Annotated in this window: 19 protein-coding genes; 14 read left to right on the top strand and 5 right to left on the bottom strand. The window is 55.2% G+C overall.

What is annotated here, in order from left to right; genetic code table 11:
* Positions 1-63: 63 nt before the first annotated feature.
* Complete coding sequence (locus tag ACTHO6_RS10925; protein WP_440241573.1) at positions 64-1296, bottom strand: S-layer homology domain-containing protein; 1233 nt, start codon at positions 1294-1296, stop codon at positions 64-66.
* Between the two features lie 273 nt (positions 1297-1569).
* Here ACTHO6_RS10925 and miaB point away from each other — a divergent pair, with 273 nt between their 5' ends.
* From miaB to hfq, 9 genes are all read left to right on the top strand, one after another.
* Positions 1570-3081: a tRNA (N6-isopentenyl adenosine(37)-C2)-methylthiotransferase MiaB gene (gene miaB, locus ACTHO6_RS10920; protein WP_440241572.1), complete on the top strand. Its 1512-nt coding sequence runs from the start codon at positions 1570-1572 to the stop codon at positions 3079-3081.
* Between the two features lie 3 nt (positions 3082-3084).
* Positions 3085-3528, top strand: a complete 444-nt coding sequence (locus ACTHO6_RS10915; protein ID WP_440241571.1) for a RicAFT regulatory complex protein RicA family protein — start codon at positions 3085-3087, stop codon at positions 3526-3528.
* A 128-nt stretch (positions 3529-3656) separates the two neighbouring features.
* On the top strand, positions 3657-4217 hold the full coding sequence (gene cotE / locus ACTHO6_RS10910) for an outer spore coat protein CotE (protein WP_440241570.1): 561 nt from the start codon (positions 3657-3659) through the stop codon (positions 4215-4217).
* A 129-nt stretch (positions 4218-4346) separates the two neighbouring features.
* The gene (locus tag ACTHO6_RS10905) at positions 4347-5633 is read left to right on the top strand and encodes a putative amidoligase domain-containing protein (RefSeq protein ID WP_440241569.1); all 1287 of its coding nucleotides are present in this window, start codon (positions 4347-4349) and stop codon (positions 5631-5633) included.
* 84 nt (positions 5634-5717) lie between these two features.
* Positions 5718-8291: a DNA mismatch repair protein MutS gene (gene mutS, locus ACTHO6_RS10900; RefSeq protein ID WP_440241568.1), complete on the top strand. Its 2574-nt coding sequence runs from the start codon at positions 5718-5720 to the stop codon at positions 8289-8291.
* A gap of 23 nt (positions 8292-8314) precedes the next feature.
* A complete protein-coding gene (mutL, locus tag ACTHO6_RS10895) occupies positions 8315-10321 on the top strand; it encodes a DNA mismatch repair endonuclease MutL (RefSeq protein WP_440241567.1) in 2007 nt (668 codons plus the stop codon).
* Positions 10322-10522: 201 nt separating this feature from the next.
* On the top strand, positions 10523-11308 hold the full coding sequence (locus tag ACTHO6_RS10890) for a class I SAM-dependent methyltransferase (RefSeq protein WP_440241566.1): 786 nt from the start codon (positions 10523-10525) through the stop codon (positions 11306-11308).
* Positions 11305-12264: a tRNA (adenosine(37)-N6)-dimethylallyltransferase MiaA gene (gene miaA, locus ACTHO6_RS10885; protein ID WP_440241565.1), complete on the top strand. Its 960-nt coding sequence runs from the start codon at positions 11305-11307 to the stop codon at positions 12262-12264. The genes ACTHO6_RS10890 and miaA overlap by 4 nt, the downstream gene beginning before the upstream one ends.
* Positions 12265-12293: 29 nt before the next feature.
* Entirely contained in the window at positions 12294-12533 is a 240-nt protein-coding gene (gene hfq / locus ACTHO6_RS10880) for an RNA chaperone Hfq (RefSeq protein ID WP_440241564.1), read from the top strand.
* 126 nt (positions 12534-12659) lie between these two features.
* Here hfq and ACTHO6_RS10875 read toward each other — a convergent pair whose 3' ends face one another.
* The 4 genes from ACTHO6_RS10875 to ACTHO6_RS10860 form a co-directional block, all read right to left on the bottom strand.
* On the bottom strand, positions 12660-13865 hold the full coding sequence (locus tag ACTHO6_RS10875) for an MFS transporter (RefSeq protein ID WP_440241563.1): 1206 nt from the start codon (positions 13863-13865) through the stop codon (positions 12660-12662).
* A 1-nt stretch (position 13866) separates the two neighbouring features.
* Entirely contained in the window at positions 13867-13944 is a 78-nt protein-coding gene (locus ACTHO6_RS10870; RefSeq protein WP_440241585.1) for a hypothetical protein, read from the bottom strand.
* A gap of 475 nt (positions 13945-14419) precedes the next feature.
* Positions 14420-14848 carry a VOC family protein gene (locus ACTHO6_RS10865; protein ID WP_440241562.1) on the bottom strand — a complete coding sequence of 143 codons (429 nt, stop codon included), beginning with the start codon at positions 14846-14848 and terminating at the stop codon, positions 14420-14422.
* A gap of 166 nt (positions 14849-15014) precedes the next feature.
* Entirely contained in the window at positions 15015-16244 is a 1230-nt protein-coding gene (locus ACTHO6_RS10860) for a multidrug effflux MFS transporter (RefSeq protein ID WP_440241561.1), read from the bottom strand.
* 246 nt (positions 16245-16490) lie between these two features.
* Here ACTHO6_RS10860 and infC point away from each other — a divergent pair, with 246 nt between their 5' ends.
* From infC to ACTHO6_RS10835, 5 genes are all read left to right on the top strand, one after another.
* On the top strand, positions 16491-16976 hold the full coding sequence (gene infC / locus ACTHO6_RS10855) for a translation initiation factor IF-3 (protein WP_440241560.1): 486 nt from the start codon (positions 16491-16493) through the stop codon (positions 16974-16976).
* Between the two features lie 31 nt (positions 16977-17007).
* Positions 17008-17382 carry a DUF4184 family protein gene (locus ACTHO6_RS10850; RefSeq protein ID WP_440241559.1) on the top strand — a complete coding sequence of 125 codons (375 nt, stop codon included), beginning with the start codon at positions 17008-17010 and terminating at the stop codon, positions 17380-17382.
* Positions 17383-17556: 174 nt separating this feature from the next.
* On the top strand, positions 17557-18516 hold the full coding sequence (locus ACTHO6_RS10845; protein ID WP_440241558.1) for an AAA family ATPase: 960 nt from the start codon (positions 17557-17559) through the stop codon (positions 18514-18516).
* Between the two features lie 145 nt (positions 18517-18661).
* Positions 18662-19954, top strand: coding sequence for a GTPase HflX (gene hflX, locus ACTHO6_RS10840; protein WP_440241557.1), 1293 nt, complete (start codon positions 18662-18664; stop codon positions 19952-19954).
* Between the two features lie 8 nt (positions 19955-19962).
* Positions 19963-21240 (top strand): aminotransferase class I/II-fold pyridoxal phosphate-dependent enzyme, encoded by a 1278-nt coding sequence (locus ACTHO6_RS10835; protein WP_440241555.1) that lies wholly within the window; start codon positions 19963-19965, stop codon positions 21238-21240.
* Positions 21241-21250 lie beyond the last annotated feature (10 nt).

Here is a 21250-nt window from a genome sequence, read left to right as displayed (position 1 = left end):
GAGGAGCGAAGTGAAAAAACACCCGACATGCCATCACGTGCGCGCCGGGTGTGAGAACGGATTTTACTTGATTTCTTTCAGCGTGAAATTGTCCAGAGAGGTCATGTTGCGAGGGGCTTCTTTGGTTGCATCCTCCTGAATGTACAGGCCGAGCTTGGTTCCTTCCTGCTTGACCTGCTGTTGTCCGAACAAATAGCGATCGTTGACGTAGATGGAAACGGTGTTGCCTTTGACCGCGACCTTCAGTTTATTGCTTGCTTTCAGCTTGTAGGAGCCGGATGCGATGACTTCGATGTCGTCTTTTTTCGCATCGGTGACCTTGCCGAGAACAACGCGGTCCTTTTGCACGAAGACGACATGGGCATGCCCGTCTTTGCCGTTGAAGTACAGACCTGCGAGTCCGTCGGTACCGGAGACGTTGACATCGACGCTCAACTCGTACTGTTCCGGTTTGGCCGATTCGTTCCAGAGGAGCGGCAGGAAGTAATGATCGACATCATCATCGGTGGAGACGGCCGTTACTTGCTTGTTGAGGACGCCCCAGCTGCCGGTCGCCTTTTTCGTATCCCAGTTTTTCAGGTCAGCCGTGGAAAAAGCGTCACTGATGCTGATTGGCGCAGGCTTGGGCGGTTCCGGATTCGGGAAGACGACTTTGGTTTCGTCATCTTTGCGCTCCAGAATCGCGCGGTACAGCAAGGAAGCCGCTTCCGCACGCGTGATCGGGTCCTGCGGGCGGAAATAGCTGTTATACCCTTTCATCAGGTCCGTTTGCAGCGCGATGGCGATGTACGGACGCAGGGCTGGCGAGATTTCGCCTTGGTCGCGGAACTTTTTCAGCTGCTCCAGATCGGCTTTGTGCTTGTTGTCGTAGCCAAGCAGGCGAACGAGCGCTACCGCAATATCTTCGCGGACGGCTGGTCGATCCGGTTTGTAGGTGTAGGTCGATCCGGATTTGTAGCCCGTCAGGTACGGCTTGGCGTATTCGACGTAGGAAAATGCCCAGTGGGAACGCGGGACATCTTGAAACGTCTGGTTGACGGAGCTTTTCTGGATGTTGACATCTGCTGCCGCGATCATGATTTTGGCAAACTCGGCGCGGGTCACCTGGTTGTTCGGACGGAAGGTGCGGTTGTCGTATCCGGTAATGATCCCTTTTTCGGCCATCTCCGTAATTTCCTTATACGCCCAGTGGCTTCGCGGAACGTCCGAGAACGACGGAGTCGAAGCGGCACTGACGAACGGAATGGCCGTCAGGAACATCAACACCGACACAAGGAAGGCGAATGCTCGTTTCATGCGGACCTCCTCCATATGATTCGTAGTAGTGGGTAGTTGCTTCTTACGACGACGTCTGGGTTTGGAATGTTGCACGGGACCGAGCGAAAAAAGCAAAATAGGAAAAAAGATGGAGGTTGTCTGAAAAAGGACGGGCGTATTTTTGCCTGTACAGGGGGCGGGGTGTTTCGTACACATTTTGCCTCATTCTGCATTAGCATTTGTATCCTGCAAAATGCTATAATTCTTTATTGGTAATTCATGAATGTAGATGACTAGCTGAGGTGATACATGATGACGGAAACGAAAGTGGCGACTCCGGACTTAAAATCCGCCAAGTCTCCGAAAACAACGGCGGACTATGCGAAATACTTCCAGCCGCCATCCTTGAAGGATGCGAAGAAGCGGGGAAAAGAAGAAGTGCAGGTGCACTACGATTTTGCGATTCCGGAGGACATGCGCGAGATCGGAAAAGGAAAGCGTTATCACGTCCGTACGTACGGCTGCCAGATGAATGAGCACGACTCCGAGACGATTTCCGGCATTTTGCAGCAGATGGGGTACACGTCGACAGACGATGTAGAGGCGGCCGATGTCGTTTTGTTCAATACCTGTGCGATCCGCGAAAATGCGGAGGACAAAGTGTTTGGCGAGCTTGGCCATATGAAGCGGCTGAAAAACAACAACCCGAACCTGATTTTGGGCGTCTGCGGCTGTATGTCGCAGGAGGAGAAGGTCGTCAACAAAATTTTGAAGAGCTATCAGCAGGTGGATTTGATTTTTGGGACGCACAACATTCACCGCCTGCCGCAGCTGATGCGCGATGCGATGTTCAGCAAGGAAATGGTGATCGAGGTTTGGTCCAAGGAAGGCGACATCGTGGAGAACATGCCGAAGCTGCGGGAAGGCAACACCAAGGCATGGGTCAACATCATGTACGGCTGTGACAAGTTCTGTACGTATTGCATCGTGCCGTATACGCGCGGAAAAGAGCGGAGCCGCCGTCCGGAAGACGTCATCGCCGAAGTGCGCGATCTCGCCCGCCAAGGCTTCAAGGAAATCATGCTGCTCGGTCAAAACGTCAACGCGTACGGAAAAGACTTCGTCGACATCAAGTACGGCTTTGGCGACCTTTTGGACGAGATTCGCAAGATCGACATTCCGCGCATTCGCTTTACGACGAGCCATCCGCGTGACTTCGACGATCATCTGATTGAGGTGCTGGCAAAAGGCGGCAACCTGGTGGAACAAATCCACTTGCCCGTTCAGTCCGGCTCCACGGAAATTTTGAAGCGCATGGCCCGCAAATACACGCGGGAGCACTATCTGGAGCTGGTGCGCAAAATCAAGGCCGCGATTCCGAATGTCTCTCTTTCTACAGATATTATTGTAGGCTTCCCGGGCGAAACCGACGAGCAGTTTGAAGAGACGATTTCCCTGGTCGAAGAGGTTCGATACGACTCCGCTTATACTTTCATTTATTCCCCACGGGAAGGGACGCCGGCTGCCGTCATGGAAGACAATGTACCGATGGAAGTGAAAAAAGCGCGTCTCTACCGCTTGAATGAAGTGCTGGCCCGCATCGGCCTGGAGCAAAACCAAAAGCTCCAGGGGCAGGTGCTGGAAGTGCTGATCGAGGGCGAATCGAAAAACAACCCGGATGTACTCGCCGGCCGTACGCGGACGAACAAGCTGGTTCACTTTACCGCCGACAAGTCCTTGATCGGTCAGTATGTGCACGTCAAAATTACGGATGCCAAAACGTGGACGCTTCATGGCGAACTCGTTACCAAAGTCGAGGTGTAGAAGATGGAACAAACAAACCTGTACACACAAAAAGAGATTCTGGACAAAGCGCGGGAGCTGGCTGCCATGATCTCGCGCACGAACGAGGTCGATTTTTTCAAGCGTGCGGAGCAGCAAATCAAACAGAACGAGCGCGTTCAGGATCTGATCGTGCAATTGAAGCAAAAGCAAAAGCAGATGGTGATGTTCGAATCCATCAATAAGCCCGAACTGGTAAAAAAAGTCGAAGCGGAGTACAACCAGCTGCACGAGGAGCTGGATTCGATTCCGATCGTTACCGAATTCAAGCAATCCCAGGTAGATGTGAACGATCTGTTGCAAATGGTGACGAATGTCATCACGAACACCGTATCCGAGCGTATTATTTTGGATACGGGCGGAAATCCGCTGACGGGCGAAACCGGCGGCGGCCCGGAAAAGAAACAGAACGGCAGCTGCTGCTCGTAAAAAACGCGAAAGTCGCTGGCGCTACGATGCTTTGCAAACAAGATACCCAATTTCGGCTGGGTGTTTGCACCCTAGCCGAATGCCCTGCATACAAATGTACAGAAACGTTGTATGGAGGAGGTAACGAAATGTCGGGTACAGACAAAGATCTACAGTGCCGGGAACTCATCGCGAAAGCTGTCTGCGGTAAAGGCCATAAATTCTCTACTACCACCCACACCATCATACCGTCGCAAACTCCTTCGACGATCCTCGGATGCTGGATTATAAACACGAACTTCCAGGCAGAGAAAGTCGGAGACGCGGTTGAAGTATCTGGTACGTATGACGTCAACCTGTGGTTCTCGTTTGCAAATAACACGCAAACCGAAGTCAAGCGGGAAACTGTCAAGTTCTCCGTACTCGTTCCGCTTACGTTCTTCGACAAAAACTGCAGAGGCGATCTGGAAATTGTCGCTCGCGCCGTGGAACAGCCGAAGTGCGTAAAAGCCGAGTTGAGTGCTGGGGGCACCATCACAGTCAGAGTGGAAAGCGAATTTGCCGTAGAAATCATCGGAGAAACCAAAGTCTGCGTAGTCGTCTGCAACAACTGCGACGACAAAGACTTCCACTTGATCGGTGACTATGAAGAAAACAGTGACGAATTCGACGACTTTGATTCCGCCACCTTGCTCGACGAGCTTGACTAAAGAGGAGAGATTTTTTCTCCTCTTTTTTTCTTTGGGTCGCGACGGCTAAACGGCAAGCGTCCTCTGCTCTCACTTTTCCCTGGGCGCCAACATAGGATAACGAAGAACACAGCATGGGAGTGTGGAGAGATGATACGCACGCGGGGAAAGGCCCACGAAGGGTTGCAGGAGGACGTTGTATCGCAGCCAATGACAGCCAACGCCAAAGAAGCGGTCGCTTTTTTGCACCGCCCCCAGGTCGGACGCTGGCTGTTGAAGCTTGGCGGGCTGCCTGTGGCTGCAGGGCGAACAGCGCCTCCCGGATGGCGAACCTACAAGCTTTGCCTCTATCAGGATCTGGTGCTGGACGTGGTGCGGAGCATGGAGCATCCGCAATGGCTGCTGCATCGTCTGGAGCAATCGGACTACGAGCCTATCCCGTACCCGTCCCCCGATCCGGAGGTTCAGATGGTAAAAGCGCTGGCTGTTCGAAGCCTCTACGCGGTCGGAGCGGAAGCGGGGCAAGTCACGGTTATGGCGGCGTCTGCGCATCGGGCGAAGGTGGTTTCGGTGGAGCCGGATTGGCCGGCGGAGAAGGCGGATCGGTACATGGATCGTGCGCGCGAGTGGTGGCAAGAGCGCATGGGCAAGCAGCCGCAGGAACTGAACAGAATGGGAGCCGACCCGGAGTTTTCGCTGCGCAGGGCAACGGGAGAAATGGCGCTCGCCTCTGATTTTCTCAAAATAAACGGAACGGTTGGCTGCGATACGACCCGCTATCGTGAGGACCTGGCCCTGCATCAGCATCCTGTCGCCGAACTTCGTCCCGCCCCGTCGGAAGACCCTGATGAGCTGTTTCTTCATATTTATGAAGCGCTGATGTTGGCCATGAAAAAAATCGCCAACAAAGAGATCGAGTGGCTGGCGGGCGGGATGCCGTTTCCCGGTTATCCGATTGGCGGGCACATTCACTTTGGCGGCGTGTCGCCGACGTTTTCCTTGCGGCGGAAGCTGGATGCCTACCTCGCCTTGCCGCTCGTGCTGATCGAGGACGTAGGCTGCGTGCAGCGCAGACAGCGCTACGGCTTTTTGGGGGACGTGCGGGAAAAGTCGTACGGCTTTGAGTATCGGACATTGCCCAGTTGGTTGGTGCATCCGGTCGTGGCGCGGGGGGTATTGCATCTGGCCAGGCTGGTCATCACGAGCCACGCCAGGCTGAAAGCGACTCCGCATTTGCAGCTGCCGCTGGTCAAGGCGTACTATCGCGGCGACAAGGAAACGCTGGAGCCATACGTCAGACAGGTGCGCGAGGAACTGCGGGAATTGCCGGGCTATTCGCTCTCGCGGATTCATCTGGAGTCGTATTTTTCCTTTCTGTTGCGCGGGGAAGTGTGGCTTTCTGATTTGGATTTCAGGAGCGCGTGGAACCTGCATTGAATTTTTCATCAGGACGAAAACATCAATATGCCGTGCGATCATGGTATAATAGCGTCGAGATTGGAAGGCTAGGAGTAGAAAAAAATGGCGCAATATACCCCGATGATTCAGCAGTATCTGGCTATCAAGAAAGAGTATCCGGATACTTTCTTATTTTTTCGCTTAGGCGACTTTTACGAACTGTTTTTTGACGATGCGATCCTCGCGTCCCGCGAGCTGGAGATTACGCTCACAGGACGCGACGGTGGCGGGGATGAACGAATCCCGATGTGTGGCGTCCCGCATCATTCGGCAGATGGCTACATCGCCGAGTTGTTGAAAAAAGGATACAAGGTCGCGGTGTGCGAGCAGGTGGAAGACCCGAAAGAGGCAAAAGGGGTCGTCCGCCGCGAAGTGACCCGCGTCATTACGCCCGGCACGATGATGGAGGGCAAATGGCTGACCGACAAGGAAAACAACTACATGGTGGCGCTGGCAGTCCTCGACGGTCGCACCGGAATCGCAGCCTGCGACATGAGTACAGGGGAAATGTACGTCACCTCCCTGCTCGGGCAGAGGGAGGCCGCGCTGGAAGAGGCCATGCAGTACCGGCCGAAAGAACTGGTGTTCTTCGGCTTCGATTCGTTGCCGAAGACGTCTTTGCCGTCTACGGTCGTGGACAGTGGGCAGCTGGATGCATTCGCGGTGGACAGCCAGTACCCGGAAGCGGGAAAAGAGCTGGACGTCGCCATGCGCGCTGCCGTCAATGCGCTGCTCTATTACATCGGTACGACGCAGAAGCGCAGTCTCGCGCACATGCGGCTCTTGAAACGCTACGACAGCAAGCAATATTTGCAAATGGACGGCTTTTCCCGACGTAATCTGGAGCTGACGGAAACCATTCGCGACAAGACGAAAAAAGGCTCCTTGCTGTGGCTGCTGGATCGGACGCAAACCGCTATGGGCGGACGGCTTTTGCGCAGATGGATCGAGCGGCCGTTGCTCGGACGCGCGGAACTGGATGCCCGCCTGGATGCCGTTGAAGCGCTCAAAGGCGATTTGCTGCTGCGCTCCGACCTGCGAACCTGCCTGGACAACGTGTACGACCTGGAGCGGCTGGCAGGGCGTATCTCGTACGGAAATGCCAATGCCCGCGACCTGATCCAGCTGCGTTTGTCGCTGGAAGCGGTGCCGGAGCTGAAAAGGCACTTGAGCCAGACGAATGCCCCGGTGTTGCAGGAGCTGGCCCAGGGCATGGACGAGTGCGCGGACCTGGTCAGCTTTTTGCGGGCGGCGCTCGTGGACGATCCGCCGATCTCCGTGCGCGAAGGCGGGATGATTCGCACAGGCTACGACGAATATTTGGACAAGCTGCATGCCGCGAGCCGCGACGGAAAGACGTGGATTGCCCAGCTGGAGCAAAGCGAGCGGGAAGCGACGGGTATTCGTTCGCTGAAGGTCGGCTTCAACAAGGTATTCGGCTATTATATCGAGGTGTCCAAGGCGAACATCGCCAACGTGCCGCAGGGACGCTACGAGCGCAAGCAAACGCTCGCCAACGCGGAGCGTTACATTACTCCTGAATTGAAGGAACGCGAAGCGCTCATCCTCGAAGCCGAAGAGAAGATGGTCGAGCTGGAGTACCAGCTGTTTACCGCTGTGCGCAGCGAGATCGCCAAGCATATTCCCCGCTTGCAGAGCCTTGCCGAGCGGATCGCATCCGTGGACGTGCTTCAGGCGTTTGCCACGGTCAGCGACGAGCGCGGCTTTGTGCGGCCGCAGCTGTCCGATGACGGCGAATACGTCATTGTCGAGGGGCGCCATCCTGTCGTGGAAGCTGTGCTGGAGCGGGAGAAGTATGTAGCCAATGACGTGTGGATGAACCAGTCCAATCGTCAGGTTTTGCTCATCACCGGACCGAATATGGCGGGGAAAAGCACCTATATGCGTCAAATCGCGCTGATTACCGTCATGGCGCAAATCGGCTGCTTCGTACCGGCGAAAGAAGCGAAGCTGTCAATCGTGGACCAGATTTTTACGCGAATTGGCGCTGCTGACGACCTCGTTGGCGGACACAGCACGTTCATGGTGGAAATGCTGGAAACGAGACACGCGCTGCAAAAGGCGACCGCAAAAAGCTTGATCTTGCTCGATGAGATCGGGCGGGGGACATCGACGTACGACGGGATGGCACTGGCGCAGGCGGTCATCGAGTACATCTGCGAGCGCATCGGGGCGAAGACGCTGTTTTCTACGCATTACCACGAACTGACGGGCCTCGCCGAGACGATGAAGGGCGTCGTCAATGTGAACGCCCGCTGCGAGGAGCGGGACGGCAAGCTGTTGTTCCTGCACAAGATCGAGGAAGGGCGGGCCGATAAAAGTTACGGCATCCACGTAGCGGAATTGGCGAACATGCCCGCTTGGGTGATTGAGCGTGCGAGGAGCATTCTGGCGGGCTTGGAAGCGAGCAGCTCTGTAACAGCGGATAGGCAGATGTCGCTGGAAGCGTTCTGGGCGGCACCGGTTGCCGCCGTTCGCGAGGAGCCTGCGACGCTGTTGTCTGCGGAGGAAGAAGAGATTTTACAAGATCTGCGTGAGCTGGATTTGAACGCGATGACGCCGATGGATGCGATGATGAAGCTGTTTGCGTGGAAGCAACAGCTGAAGAAACGATAAGACGCAGGCAGAGGGGAAGAGCCATGGGAAACATTCGAGTGCTAGATGAGCAGCTCGCCAATATGATTGCGGCAGGCGAGGTAGTGGAACGTCCGGCCTCTGTGGTGAAGGAGCTGGTGGAAAACGCCATTGACGCCAGCGCTACCTCGATCGAGATTCAGGTGGAGGAAGGCGGTCTGGAACTGATCCGTATTGTCGACAACGGACACGGGATGGATCGGGACGATTGCCTGCTGGCTTTGGAGCGGCATGCGACGAGCAAAATCAAGAGCCCGCGGGACTTGTTCCGGATTCGCACGCTTGGCTTTCGTGGCGAGGCGCTGCCGAGTATCGCGGCTGTCTCGCGGATGGAGCTAACCAGCAACCGATCGAGTCGGGAAATTGGCACCAGGGTGGTGGTGGAAGGCGGCGCAGTCTGTGAGGTGGCGGATGCGGCGGCGGTGCAAGGGACGGAGATTTGCGTTCGAAGCCTGTTTTTCAATACGCCTGCCCGATTGAAGTACATGAAGTCGATCGCGACAGAGATCGGCCACATATCCGACTACGTCAATCGACTGGCGTTGACGCACCCCGGGATTTCGTTTACGCTGACCCACAACGGCAAAACGCTGTTGCAAACGACGGGAGACGGCAAGCTGCTGCATGTCATGGCGGCGATTTACGGCGTCCAGGTGGCCAAGCTGCTCCTGCCGATTTCGGGGGAGACGCTCGATTTTCGCTGGAACGGCTTTTTGTCCAGGACGGAAGTGACGCGGGCAAACCGCTCCTACCTATCGACGCTCGTCAACGGTCGCTACATTCGCAGCTATGCGCTCAACAACGCAATCATGCGGGGCTACCACACGCTGCTGCCGATCGGTCGCTTTCCGATTGTCGCTTTGCACATCGAGATGGACCCGTCCCTGGTGGACGTCAACGTGCATCCCGCCAAGCTGGAGGCGCGCTTTAGCAAGGAAGACGAGTTGTGCGCCGCGATTGAGCAGTCCGTGAAAGCGACGCTGCGCCAAGGCTTGGAGATTGTCCGGCCGATGGCATCGCAGCCAAAGGCAAAAATCTCCACGCAGGTCGTTCAGCCGCAGTTTGAGTTGACGTTTGCCAAGCCAGCAATCGAGAGAAGCTCGCTTTTGGAAGCCAGCCCGCGCTTGCAGGAATGGATCGCCAAGCAAGAGAGCAGCCAGATGCCGCCGACGTATGCCGCCGCTGACCAGGCCCCATCTGCCAGCCAGTCATTACAGGCGGCAGAAGCGAAAACCGTACACGAGCCTGCTGCGTCCTACCCAGGCCAAGAGCAAGCATGGCATTCTGCCGGGGGCGTGGAAGCGGCAGGGCCAGCGGAGACGGAGGAGACTGCGTCTGCGGAGCGGGAAGCGTCTGCGACTGTCGGCCACACTCCAGTCGAAGCGTTGTCCCCAGCGGTCCCCGAAGCGAACGCTGGGTCGGCAGTTCCCGTCATGTACCCGGTCGGACAGGTGCATGGAACGTATATCGTGGCGCAAAATGACACCGGCATGTATTTGATTGACCAGCACGCGGCACAGGAGCGTATTTTTTACGAATACTTCATGGCCAAGCTGGCCGAAGAAGGCGTCGCCAGTCAGATCATGCTGTTCCCGCATACGGTCGAGGTGACGGCGGCAGAGGCAGCTCGACTGGAAAAACGGTTGCCGCTGTTGCAGTCGTTTGGCCTGGAGGTGGAAGCTTTCGGCGGGCGGACGTTTATCGTGCGGGCGCATCCGCATTGGTTCCCGGAAGGCGCTGAGTTGGAGGTCATTGAGGAGTTGATCCAGTTCGTACTGGAAGCAGGTGAGCAGGGGCAGGCCCAGGTCGTGCAGATGCGGGAAAAGGCGGCGATCATGATGTCGTGCAAAGCTGCGATCAAAGCCAATCGCTATTTGACGCATGCGGAGATGGAAAGCCTGCTGAACCAGCTGCGCGAGACGAGCAGTCCGTTTACGTGTCCGCACGGCAGGCCGATCGTCATTCATTTTAGCAGCTATGATTTGGAGAAAATGTTCAAGCGCGTCATGTAGCCCATACCCTCTGCGAAAAAGCAGGCGCCCCCTAAGACAATCTCATGCACAAGCCCGCCACCGGGCAAGGAAAATAGATAGGATAGCAGGTAGCGGACAGCTGTCGGGTACAGATTCTATTTGACCGCTACATGCATCCTGCTTACAATAAAAGAGTTTCCGTCCACCGGGACGAAAACACATAGAAAGGAATACAGATACGTGATTGTAACGACGGGACTTGAGCCTGCCGAGGACACCTTGCGCCATGCTGCGAAACTGGCGGACACGTTTGGCGTACCCGTAGTGAAGCGCGGCGATCTGTCCCTCCATCAGCTGCGAAAACGGCATGGCGACGACGAAGTATTGGTCGTTTCTGCGCAAGGAGCGCGCCTGGAGGTGCCGGGCAAAAAGCCATTCTTTTTTCACCCGAACACCGCTGCTTTTCGTATAAAGCGGCTGATGCGCGGCGATACTGATGCTATGCTTGTTGCTTGCCAAATTCAACCAGGGGATAAAGTGTTGGACGCCACGCTCGGTTTGGGTGCGGATGCGATTGTGTTTTCCTATGCGACTGGAGCAAACGGGAAGGTAGTCGGCATCGAATCTGAACGAGTGCTAGCCGTCATGGTCGAAGATGGACTCAAGCACTGGTCATCGGACTCGAAACCGCTGGAGAGTGCCATGCGTCGGATTGAAGTGCGGTGCGGCAACCATCTGGAGGTTTTGCAGGGATTGCCGAGCCGCTCTTTTGACGTCGTTTATTTCGACCCCATGTTTGAAAGGACGGTTCACAGCTCGTCAGGAATTGCGGGAGTGCGGGAGTTTGCCAACCCGGCACCCTTGACGGAAGAGGCCATTTCAGAAGCGCTGCGCGTAGCGAGAAGACGTGTAGTCATGAAGGAAGGAAAAACAGGCAAAATCCACGAGCGTTTTGGCTTCGTTCCATTTCGCTCCCGCGGCCAACAGGTCGTGTACAGCTACAAAGAGACAGGTGGAGGGGAGTGACCTTGCAAGAGAGAGAAAAGCTAGTTGTCATTGTCGGCCCGACAGCCGTCGGCAAAACCCGGCTGAGTCTGGAGTTGGCCCAGCAGTTCAACGGTGAAATCATTTCCGGGGATTCCATGCAGGTATACCGCGGGATGGACATCGGGACGGCCAAGGCAGAGCCTGCCGAGCTGGCGCTGGTGCCGCATCATCTCATTGATATCAAAAATCCGGACGAAGAATATTCTGTCGCCTTGTTTCAGGAAAGCGCCACCCGGCTGATTACGGAGATCAACCAACGGGAACGCCTTCCGTTTATCGTAGGCGGTACGGGTCTCTACATAGAATCGGTTACCCATCGGTTTCAGTTTGCGCAAGCGACCCAAGATCCCGAACTGCGCGAACGACTGCAGCGTCTGGCTGCTGCGGAAGGCGTGGAAGCGCTGCACGCACGGCTGGCCGACGTTGACCCGATTACAGCGCAACGCTTGCATCCGAATGATGTCAAGCGGGTGATTCGCGCCCTGGAGATCTATGAAAGCACGGGCTACAAAATGTCGGACTTTCAACTGCGGGCGCAGCACTCTCCGTACGATCTGGTCATGATCGGGCTTACGATGGAGCGTGCCGTGCTGTACGAACGAATCAACCGCCGTGTCGAGCTGATGATCGAAGCGGGGCTGGTCGACGAAGTGCGGAGACTACTGGACAAAGGCTACGACGCGTCGATGGTGTCGATGCAGGGGTTGGGATACAAGGAGCTGATCCCGTACCTGTACGGAGAAGTGACGCTGGAAAAGGCGATCAACGACATTCAGCAACGGACGCGGCATTTTGCCAAGCGGCAGCTGTCCTGGTTCCGCCGCATGCCGGAAGTGCAGTGGTTTGACATGACCGACCCGGCTTCTCAAGCGAAGTCCGTGGCAACTATCAAGCAGATATTGGCAGGAAAGTTTCAACAATTGCCGAATATATAACATACAAGTCCTTTTAGGGGGTAGTGTACATGAAACAGACGATCAACATTCAAGATACGTTCTTGAACCATTTGCGGAAAGAAAACGTGGCCGTTACGATTTTCCTTGTGAACGGATATCAATTGCGCGGGTATATTAAAGCGTTCGATAATTTCACGATTGTGATTGATAGCGAAGGCAAGCAACAGTTGGTATACAAGCATGCCATCTCCACCTTCACACCGCAACGCCCAGTATCGCTCATGTCTCAGGAAAACAACCAGCAATAAACGAAAAACGCTCTGCCCACCACCAGCCAGGACTTTTACGTCCTGGTTTTTTCTTTGGTTTACACAACAGCAACTGGCACGCCAACAAGGCTTTCAGCGTCTGTGCTGAAAGCCTTGTTTCTGTAGTCATGTGGCGCTACTTTCGCCTCTGCGCTTCTTCTCCATGACGAGGGGGAGCAGCAGAGCCGCACCGACGAGAATGAGCCCTCCGCTTGCGGCATAGACCGCGCCAAGGGAGAACGTATCTTTGAGAGAACCGGATACGGACATGCCGACGACCATCATTCCCATGAAAACGGGCGTGATCGTGCCGGATACCCGGCCAATCAAGGCGCCTTCTGTGTTGCGGATCAGCAATGTCTGAATCCCACTCTGAATGCAGGGAAAAAAGAAGCCGCTGATTGCCAAAAGAACAAGCGTCAGCCCCATCGCGGTCGAACTCCCCAAGCCAATCGTACATACAGCAGTGACAAGCAGGCCAACCATGAGCAAAAGCTGGGGCTGCACCTTTTTGGCGATACCGATGAGGACAGCTCCGCCAATCAGCATGGCTGCTCCGTTGGTCATTACGAGCCATTGCAAAAAGGATTGATCTTGCCGCAAATTTTCTACCACGAGGAACATTTGGAGCGGCTGCGTCAGTCCAGATGCCAACCCGACGACTGAAAACGTCAGGCAAAGGGTTCGCAACGCTCGATGGGAGCCGATATAGCGCAGTCCGGCCTGTAACTCGGCGAGAAAGCCGCTGGCGTCTCCTGGCTTCGTTTCCGCCAAATCGCGGGGGAGTGTCAGCAAAATGAGCGAAGAACCTAGAAACAGGACGGCCGTCAGCAGGAGAGAGACTGTTATGCCAAACTGCAAGTAAAGAAACGTGCCGATGACCGGGCCAACAACCATGAAAATCGCGACTAACGTCTGCGATAGTGCCATGACCCCTTGCAGCTGCGCTGCCGGAACGTGTCGCTTGTACAGCTTCATCGCCGAGGGCTGGGAAAATTGAGAGAGACTGGCAGAAACGAATGTTCCGATGAACAGAGCCATCCATCCGCCGTTCATCAGCACGAGCAGGACAACTCCTGCGGACAAGCCAGACAAGAGATCGCTCCAAACCATCGTCCGCTTGGGCGGCCAGCGATCGGCAAACGTTCCGCCAATCAGTCCAAACAGAAAGATCGGAGCGAATTCCGCAACGGAAATCAGTGATAAATAGACCGGATCATTGTTCGTCCGTTCACTGACGAAGAGAAGCACGGCGAAATTCCGGGTCCAGATGCCCAGATGCAACAGCACCCGGGACAGGATGATGGTTTTTACATACCGATTCTGAAACACGTTAATACCCCATATCAATTAAGATTTTGGCTAACGAGCGCAAACGTTCGCCAATGAGTTCATCGTCGTCGCTCCACATGCGGCTGAACGGCTGGATACCTTCATGAAGCGTCTCGTTTTCCGTACAGAGCGCACCGCTGTGTTTCGGGCAGAGCGGCCGTCCACTCGATCGTGGTTGTCTGACACCACAACAGGCTTGTGTGGTGAGGTAGCAGGTTTCATTTTCTTTCCCTCTTTCCTTTTCGAAATTACTGCAAAGTGTAGCGGAGATTTTTGCGCGAGGCAAGACTTTTTTGTTGGATTTGACAAACATTTTTATTTTATGTTTATTATTTTATAAACAAAACGTTAATTTGTTTTGTTTTAATTCCTGATTTCCTGGAGCGAAGCGGAGTGGCGAAAGTCGGGCAGGAAGCTATAGCAGCAGGTGGCAGGGGGCTTTGTCGCGAACCGCGATGGCGCGCAAAAAGAAACGAGGGCCAGTCCAAGCACGGTTTCGCGCGTTTGGACTGGCCTTCTGTCTGGCACGTTATGATCGACAAGCCAAGGAGCACTTATTCCTGTTTGCCTTCCGTAAAAATCTGGAAGGTAATGCCGAACTTGTCGCGCACACTGCCATAGGCAGGGCTGAAAAATGTCTCTTGCAGAGGCATTTGTACGTGCCCGTCCTCCTGGAGTGTGGCGAAGATGCGTTCCGCATCCGCTTTGTCCCCGATGGAAATGCAAATGGTCACCTGATCGCCTGCCTGGTGAGGCTGTCCTGGGAACGTATCGGAAAGCATCAGATGGCTCTCTCCCACTTGGAGAGTGGCGTGTCCCACGAGATTTTTCGCTTCCGCAGGTAAAGGGTACGCAGGGTTTTCCGGCATCTCGCCAAAGGTCTGCTGGTACAGCACTTTGGCACCCAATGCTTGCTCGTAAAAGGCGATTGCTTCCCTTGCCGTTCCATTCAGGACGAGATACGGGATCAAATGCAATGTCATTGCGGAATCATCTCCTTGGCATATAGGCTTGGTTATGGAGGAGCAAAAGCGGGGGCAGTTCCGTAACCCATAACCAGATTGTACCACAGAGAACGTTTGTTCGCAAATAAGGGATGAAAAAACGAGGACCCGGCAAAGCGTCCTCGTCTGACAGGAAAATCGTTGTTTATGCCACCGTCTTCCTGCGGATCATCAGGAGGTAGCAGAAGATGGCGCCGAGCGTGGCGAGCGCGATGACAATTCCCATCGGAACGGCCGTGCCTTCTCCGCCAATCCCGACCAATGGCGCGACGATGCCGCCGCTGATGAACGACAGCAGACCTTGCAGGGCAGAAGCGCTACCTGCCGCCTTGCTCTGGTTTTGCATCGCCAGCGAGAAGCCTGTCGCTCCGACGATCCCCACGCTCGATACGACGAAGAACAGCGGAACGAGCACAGCGACCAGCCCCGCCTGTAGCAAGATCATGGCGAGCAGAGCGACGCCGCCGACTCCTGCCAGCGAGATGCCGGTGACAAACAGCTTCGTTTCCTTGACTTTTCCGGCGAGCCTTCCGGTGATTTGACTGGCGATGATAATGCCCAGCCCGTTCATGGCAAAAATCATGCTGAAACCTTGCGGAGACACGCCGAAAATTTTCTGGAAGACAAACGGCGAGCCAGCGATGTAGGCGAACATCGCGGCCGTGACCAAGCCTTGCGACAAGGCGTAGCCCATGAATACCCGGTCTTTCAAAAGTCCGCCAAAAGTCGTGAGCGTGTTGCCGATCCCGGCTTGGGAGCGGCGATGGACGGGCAACGTCTCCGGCAGGCCGAGAATGACGACGAGCAGCATGGCGGCGCCGATCAGTCCAAGCGCGACAAAGACGCCGTGCCAGGTGCTGAATGCCAGCAGCTGTCCGCCGATAATCGGCGCGGCGATCGGGGCAATTCCGTTGACGAGCATCAGCAGGGCAAAAAACTTGGTCAGCTCCGTTCCGGAATACAGGTCGCGGACAGTTGCGCGGGCGATGACAATCCCCGCCGAGCCAGCCAGCCCCTGCACAAAGCGCAGAAAGACAAACGTGTAAATCGAAGGCGCAACGGCGCATAAAAAGGAAGACAAGGCGTACAAAACCAGGCCGATCAAAAGCGGCGTTCTCCGCCCGCGCACATCGCTGATCGGTCCCGCGAAAAGCTGACCGACCGAAAGCCCGATCAAACAAGCGGTGAGACTAAGCTGGGCCAGCGAAGTGCTGGTACGCAGGTCGTCTGCGAGCAGCGGCAATGCCGGCAAATACATGTCCAGCGATAACGGACCGAATGCCGACAGGGAGCCTAAAATGGCAGCGATCCACAAACGGCGCCACTTGCTGCCGGCAAGCGACGATGAATCTAGTTCTTTGGCTACATGGTTCAATGGAATGTTCAAACCTTTCGAATGGAATGGAGAGAGACGCTAGCTGCCCAAAACCACTGTCTGTTAGCTTGCTAATGAAATGGCAACGCAAAAAATTCGCAATCCACAGGCAATCGTGATCTATTATACAAAACCGCAGCGCATTCGTCATGCGGCAGCGAAACATTTGGCAGAGGCAGGAAGGAGAGAAGGCGAGGGGTGGAGAAAGGAAGCATGCCGAAACAGGAAAGGATCAGGTGACAAACGATGATTGTGAACGAAAAAATAAAAGCGGCAGAAGTCAGTCTGACAGGCGTAAACGGAGAGGACCTCGGGATTGTCGACACGAAAGTTGCGCTGCAAATGGCAAAGGAACTGGGAGTAGACCTGGTGTGCCTTTCGCTCGCCGCAAGCCCGCCGCCGTGCCAGTTGGTTGGCCGCACAAGCTACAAAGACCAGCTCAACCGCGAAAAGGCCAAGCAGCGCAAAGCGGAAAAAGGCAGAAAAGGCAAAGAACTTCGCTTGAGCGCCTATATCGAGGAGCACGACTACGATACGAAAAAGCGGCAGGCGGAAAAAATTCTCACGGCAGGGGACACGGTGCAATTGACCGTGCGCCTGGAGAAAAAAGAAAGCCAGGAAGCGAAACAAATGATCGAGCAGCTCATCAAAGAGCTTGCGCATTGCGGCGTGCTGGAAAAAGGCATTCAAGTAAGCGGCAAGCAGGTTGTGGCTGTCCTGCTTCCGAAGTAGCGTCAGATCAAACAGAAAAGCGAGTGATTTCATGCCGTTTACCTTTTCGCACCCGGCGATTGTCCTGCCGCTGCGCAGGCAGGGCTGGGTGTCTTTTCCAGCTCTCGTCTGGGGCAGCATGGCACCGGATTTAGAATATTTTTTGCGTATGCAGCCGTACAGCGTCTACAGTCACACGCTTCCTGGCCTGTTTTGCGTGGATCTTCCGCTCGTGATCGCCCTGTATGTTGTGTACCGATACGTCGTCGCCAAAGGACTGCTCGCCGTCTTCTGGCATGCTTTCTTCGTGAAAGGGGTGTCTCCCTTGATTCATCCGTTGCGGCAGGTCGTTCCTTTTCTCTCCGGAAGCCTGCTCGGGATTTGTCTGCTTGCCCCCCTGGTGAATGGGCCGGGAGTGAAAAAATAGGGCAGGTTTGCCCCGCTCCTGAGTATACTACTGTATGGCTGAAAAAGCCTTCATGCCAGCAAGATGGCCCAAACAGGATGACACTTTTGAACATAAAGCAGGAATGCGCGGCTGTACGCACATGACAGGCAGGGACGAACGTTTCGAGCGATGCATAAAGGCAGGTGACCGAACATGAGACCTTCGGAAAGCAGTCTCTCTATGGATTCCAGCTCTGCTTCCTCCGCTTCCCATTCCAATCGGATTCAAGTCGTATTCAAGCGCAATGATTTATCCATCAAGAAGCCTGAAACGCTATCGGAATATGTCAATGCATCCGCACCTAGTGAATTGGCCTCCTTGTTTGATGAACTGGAACATTTAATCGGTCTGCAGGAAGCGAAGAAGACGATGTATGAGATTTATGCGCTGATCAAAATCAACAAGGAACGGGAAAAGCATCAGCTGAAAATTGAAAAGCAAGTGTTTCATATGGTATTTAAGGGAAACCCGGGCACGGGCAAGACGACGGTTGCCCGTTTGTTCGGCAAAATGTTCCGCGAAATGGGCATTTTGAGCAAAGGTCATCTGATCGAGGTGGAACGCGCCGATCTGGTCGGCGAGTTCATCGGTCATACCGCGCAAAAAACGCGCGAACTGGTCAAAAAGGCACTCGGCGGGATTTTGTTTATTGACGAAGCGTATTCCTTGGCCAGAGGGGGCGAAAAAGATTTCGGCAAAGAGGCGGTTGACTGCCTGACAAAAGCTCTTGAGGATTCGGGCAAGGACTTTATTTGTATTATTGCCGGGTACAACGAAGAGATGGAGCAGTTTCTGGAACTGAATCCCGGCCTGCCTTCCCGGTTTCCTGTTCACATCAACTTTTCCGATTATAGTGTGGACGAACTTTTGGACATCGCCCAGCTCATGGCACGCGAAAAGGACTTTGAGCTGACGAGAGAGGCGAAAGAGAAAATCCGCCGTCTGCTGACCGGGATCGTCAATGATCCGTTTCAGCAAAATTTCAGCAACGCCAGGTTTGTGCGAAATTGCATCGAGAAAGCGATCAGGGTGCAGGCGGTCCGGCTGATAAAATCCAACGAGCTGACGCGTGAGGAGCTGCGGCGGCTAAGAGCCGAAGACTTTCAGGTGTGACGGTTCCGCCGTCGTTTCGGTCCCTCCCGCTTGCGAGGGACTGTTGTTTTGTCCAGTGGCGAACATCGGGTGACCAGACTGGCAGTGCCATCGCAACGAAAGGGGCAAATTGTGGTATGATAGGGAGAAGAAAGGGCGTGAATCGGTGAACGAATGGATCAAGACAAAAGAAACCGCCATCTTGGTTGGTTGCTACCTGGATAACCGCGATGAAGAGCGAACCCGTCTCTCCATGGAAGAATTGCATGAGCTGGCGGAAACGGCTGGCGTCGAAGTGCTCGATGTCGTGACGCAAAACAGAGATCGAATCGACGCCGCCTGGTATTTGGGGACGGGCAAGATTGACGAAATTGCCGAAAAGGCCCGCGAGCTGGACGTAGACGTCATCATTTTCAATGATGAGCTGTCCCCCAGTCAGACGCGCAATCTGGATAAGATTTTTGACTGCAAGGTCATTGACCGGACGCAGCTTATTCTCGATATTTTCGCGGGGCGAGCGCAGTCGCGCGAAGGGAAGATTCAGGTGGAGCTTGCCCAGTACAACTATTTGCTGCCGCGTCTTGCGGGTCAGGGCAAGCAGCTCTCCCGGCTGGGGGGCGGCATCGGGACGCGCGGTCCGGGGGAATCCAAGCTGGAAAGCGACCGCCGCCACATTCGCAAGCGAATCAGCGAGTTGAAGCAGCAGCTGGACGACACGATTCGGACGCGACAGCTCCATCGGGAACGGCGCAAGAAAAACAATGTGTTCCAAATTGCGCTGGTCGGCTATACGAACGCGGGCAAGTCGACGATCCTCAATCAACTGACCCAAGCCAACACCTTGCAGGAAGATAAGCTGTTTGCTACGCTGGACCCGACGACCCGACAGCTCGTGCTGCCGAGCGGTCTGGAAGTGCTCTTGACGGATACGGTCGGCTTCATTCAGGATTTGCCCACAAGCCTGGTCGCTGCTTTTCGCTCCACATTGGAGGGAGTGAAGGAAGCCGATCTGATTTTGCACGTCGTCGACAGCCACCATCCGGATTTGCGGGTGCATATGGAGGTCGTGGACAAAATTTTGCGCGAGCTGAAAGCGGAGGAAATCCCGCAGCTCGTCGTATTCAACAAGGCAGATTTGCTGACCGAAGGCGCCTATCTGCCGCATGCCGACGAGTCGATTCTCATCTCCGCCATGCGCCCGGAGGATCAGCAAAAGCTGCTTGCGCGGATTGAGCGGTTCGTGCTCACCTCCTTCCAGGAAATGAAGCTGCGTGTCCCGGTAGAACGCGGGGACATCCTGTCGCTTCTGCATCGCGAAGGCGTGGAGATGGAGCAGCAATTCAGCGAAGAGGAAGAATCGTACCTGGTCACCGTGCGCGTCAATCGCGACAATCCGATCTACGGAAAGATCGCCCCGTTTCTCCTGGACAAACCAGAGACTGTTGAAGAGAGTTGGTAAGATCACAGATGTTTCACTACTTTTCCCATGGAGAAAAGCTTCGGCCTCTCGTGCTGGAGGTCGAAGCGATGATCTCCGAAAGACATCGTCAAATTTCTGCGTTAGTAGACACCAATCAATTGAAAGTGCTGCGTTCGTTTCAAAAGCACGAAGTAAACGAGTTTCATTTTTCACCGTCAACCGGCTACGGCTACGACGATTCCGGGCGGGCTACGCTGGAATCGATCTACGCAGACGTTTTCGGCGGAGAGGCGGCGCTGGTGCGGCCGCATATCATCTCCGGCACGCATGCGATTGCCATTTGCCTGTTCGGCATCCTCCGGCCTGGCGACGACTTGCTTTACATCACGGGCAAACCGTACGACACCCTGGAGGAGGTCGTGGGAGTGCGCGGCGAAGGGCAAGGCTCGCTCAAGGACTACGGCATCGGGTACAGCTACGTTCCGCTTACGCCGGAGGGCGAGATTGATTTTGCAGCGGTCGTACAGGCGATCACGCCGAAGACCAAAGTGATCGGCATTCAGCGCTCGCGAGGCTATGCGGATCGCCCGTCCTTCCCCATCGCCAAAATCAAGGAAATGATTCGCGTTGTCAAAGAAAGGAAGCCGGATGTGGTCGTCTTTGTGGACAACTGCTACGGCGAATTTACGGAAGAGCAGGAGCCGCTGCATGTGGGCGCAGACATCATGGCCGGCTCCCTGATTAAAAATCCGGGCGGCGGACTGGTCAAAACAGGCGGCTATATCGTCGGCCGGGAAGACCTCGTCAAGCTGGCCTCCTACCGGATGGCGGCTCCGGGAATCGGTGCAGAGGGCGGGGCTTCGCTGTACTCGCTCCTGGAAATGTACCAGGGCTTTTTCCTGGCGCCGCACGTCGTGGGCGAAGCGCTCAAAGGCGCGGTGTTCTCCTCGGCTCTTCTGGAGCGTCTCGGCTTTCGGACAAACCCGCTCTGGCATGAGCCGCGGACAGACCTGATCCAGTCTGTCGCTTTTGGCAGCGCCGAGCGACTGATCGCCTTTTGCCAAGGGATTCAAAAAGCCGCTCCCGTCGATTCGCACGTGACGCCGTACCCGAGCGAGATGCCGGGTTACGCCGATCCGGTCATTATGGCTGCGGGAACGTTCATCCAAGGGGCGAGCATCGAGTTTTCCGCAGATGGTCCCATTCGTCCGCCATACCTCGGCTTTGTGCAGGGCGGTTTGACGTATTCTCACGTCAAAGTCGGGATTTTAACCGCATTGAACGGCATGCTGGAAAAAGGGCTGCTTGAGCTGCCTGAAACATAAACCGGAGACA

The sequence above is a fragment of the Brevibacillus sp. SAFN-007a genome (assembly GCF_051967035.1).
Classification (GTDB): Bacteria; Bacillota; Bacilli; order Brevibacillales; family Brevibacillaceae; genus Brevibacillus.
Note: the sequence above shows the minus strand (reverse complement) of the source record. Positions and strands in the feature narration are given on the sequence as shown.